2 protein-coding genes are annotated in these 2,661 nt (G+C 66.4%); both read left to right on the top strand.

All coding sequences use genetic code 11. From position 1 onward, the window contains the following. Positions 1–752 (top strand): nucleotide exchange factor GrpE (gene grpE / locus J4F42_22285; GenBank protein ID MCE2488252.1); only part of this gene is annotated, 752 nt, incomplete at its 5' end. Positions 753–785: 33 nt separating this feature from the next. Further along, positions 786–2,588, top strand: coding sequence for an Hsp70 family protein (locus J4F42_22280; GenBank protein MCE2488251.1), 1,803 nt, complete (start codon positions 786–788; stop codon positions 2,586–2,588). The last annotated feature ends 73 nt before the right edge of the window (positions 2,589–2,661 follow it).

Raw genomic sequence — 2,661 nt, 5'->3', positions numbered from 1 at the left:
CGACGGTACGTCGGTCCGGCGGCGTGGCTGAACGTCCTGCGGGAGCCACAGCGGTGAGCGAACTCACCCCGGAGCGGCGCCAGCGTCTGTTAGCAACCGTGCAAACCTGGCTCGACGATCTCGGCCAGCCAGAGCCGGCCCCGGCCGGTCTTGCCCCGGACGTGCTGGCGTCGCCTGAGCCGGTCCCCGACTTGTTTTCTTTGCTCGGACAGCTGAGCGCCCTGACCCGCGAGACCCAGCTCCAGGGCCGGGCTACCAACCGTCTGCACACTGAACTCGGCCAGGCTCTGGACCGGCTGACCGAGCAGGCCGCCCAGAGCCAGCCGCCTGCGGCTGACCCCAGCCTGGCCCGTCAACTGAGCCAGGCGCGGCACGAGGCACGCACCGAGCTATTGTCCGAGCTGCTTGAGGTCCGCGACCACCTGAGCCGCAATCTGGCCGAGGCCGAACGGCGGCTGGCCAGCCTGCGCGGACTGCGCGCCCGGCTCGGCCAGCGTCCGGTGCTCGCAGCCCTGGTCGAAGGCACGCGGCTGGCCCGGGAGCGCCTTGACGATCTGCTGCGACGGCTGGATGTGTACGAGATCGGGGGTCTCAACACGCCCTTCGATCCCAGCCTGATGCGGGCAACCGCAGTCAGCCGCACCTCCGGCGCAGTCCCCGGCACGGTGCTCGCGGTCATCCGTCCCGGCTACACCTGCAACGGCCAAGTGCTGCGCTTTGCCGAAGTCGAGGTTGCGGCAAATAATGAATGATGAACGGCGAACGGCACACATCGACCAATGACCATGACACACGACATTATCCTCGGTATTGACCTGGGCACGACCAACTCTGAGGTCGCGGCTATCGTTGGCGACGAGGTCCAGGTCCTCGCCATCAATGGTGAGCGGGTCGTGCCCTCCGTCGTCGGCCTCGCCCCGGACGACCGCGTCCTGGTCGGCACCCCGGCCCGGAATCAATACCCCCTGTACCCGGACCGCACCGTCAAGTCGGTCAAACGCCTGATGGGTTCTGCCGAACGGATTGTGCTGGGCCGGCATAGCTATTCTCCGCCGGAAATCTCAGCCCTGATCCTGGACAGCCTGAAGACCCGCGCCGAGACCGTATTGGACCGGCCCGTATCGCAGGCGGTGATTACCGTACCGGCCTACTTCTCCGACGCCCAGCGCCAGGCCACCCGCGACGCCGGGCGTATCGCCGGCCTGGAGGTCGTCCGCATCCTGAACGAACCGACCGCCGCCGCCCTGGCCTATGGCGCCGACCGGCGGGGAAACCGCACGATCCTGATTTACGACCTGGGCGGGGGAACGTTTGATGTGTCCCTGGTTCAGGTCCAGGACGAGATCACCGAGGTCATCGCCAGCCACGGCAACAACCAGCTGGGCGGCGATGATTTTGACCGGCACCTGCTGGACTGGGTACACGACCGGTTCATCGAATCGGGCGGCCCCGACCTGCGTAACGACTCCGGAGCCATGAGCCGTCTCCTGTATGCGGTCGAAGAGGCCAAAAAGCGCCTGAGCTTTGAGCCCTACGCCCATATTCGAGAGGCGCACCTGGCCGAACGCGACGGAGTCCCGGTCCACCTCGATGTGGAAATATCCCGGGCTGACTACGAAGGGCTGATCCGGCATATGCTGGACACGACCCTGGACAGCGTCTACCAGGCGCTGAGCGACGCGGGCAAGCGGCCGGACCAGATTGACGAAGTGCTGCTGGTCGGCGGCGCGAGCCGCACCCCGCTGGTCGCCCAACTGCTCGAGGACCGGACCGGCCTCGTCCCCCATCAGGACCTCCAGCCCGAGCTGTGTGTCGCCTTTGGCGCCGGGGTATTGGCCGCCCGCCAGGCCGGCCACAATATCGACCGGGTGCTGGTCGATATCTCGCCCTACTCTTTCGGTCCGTCGCACCTCGGCGTGCTGAACGGCAGACCGCACGAACACTGCTACCACCCGATTATTCGGCGCAACACGCCGCTGCCGGTCAGCCGCACCGACTCCTACCACACCCTGGTCGACGGGCAGACCGACTGGCAGGTGTCGATCTATCAGGGCGACGACCCGGACGCCTTGAACAACATCCTGGTCGGACGCTTCTGCATTGAGGGTCTGTCCCAGGTGCCGGCCGGCAATGAAATGCTGTGCCGCATGGAACTCGACCTGGACGGGATTCTCAAGGTCACGGCCACTGAGAAGCGCACCGGCCTAGCCCGCCACATCACGATTGAGGGCGCCACCACCGCCATGTCGGCCGAGGAGATAGCCCGGGCTCGTCAGCGCCTGCGCGAGCTGTTGGCCCAGAGCCGCGCCGACACGGCCGAGTCGCTCGAGCAGGAGGAGACGCCCGCCAGAGAGCCGGACACCGACGAGGACCGCGCTCGCCACGAGCTGCGCCAACAGGTGTTTGCCGCCGGCCGGCTACTGGAACGCAGCCAGCGGCTGCTGGAAAGGATGACACCCGAAGACCGCCAAGAGGCGGTGGGCTTACACCGAGAGATTGAGGAGGCGCTGAGAACGCAGACCTGGCCGCAGCTCCAGACGGCCACCGCCCAGCTGACCGACCTGCTGTTTTATGTCGAAGAAGCCTAGGGAGTGTCATCAGTTAAGGAGGATCACCGAGGCGGCCAGATAGATAGCTCCCAGAAAGCTGACCGCGCGTTTG

The organism is Desulfurellaceae bacterium (genome assembly GCA_021296095.1).
Classification (GTDB): Bacteria; Desulfobacterota; Binatia; order Bin18; family Bin18; genus JAAXHF01.
This window is presented reverse-complemented; position numbering and strand designations above follow the sequence as displayed.

Excerpts from the sequence above, each read along its gene's own strand:
- J4F42_22280 (MCE2488251.1), top strand. The coding sequence starts at position 786 with ATGACACACGACATTATCCTCGGTATTGACCTGGGCACGACCAACTCT.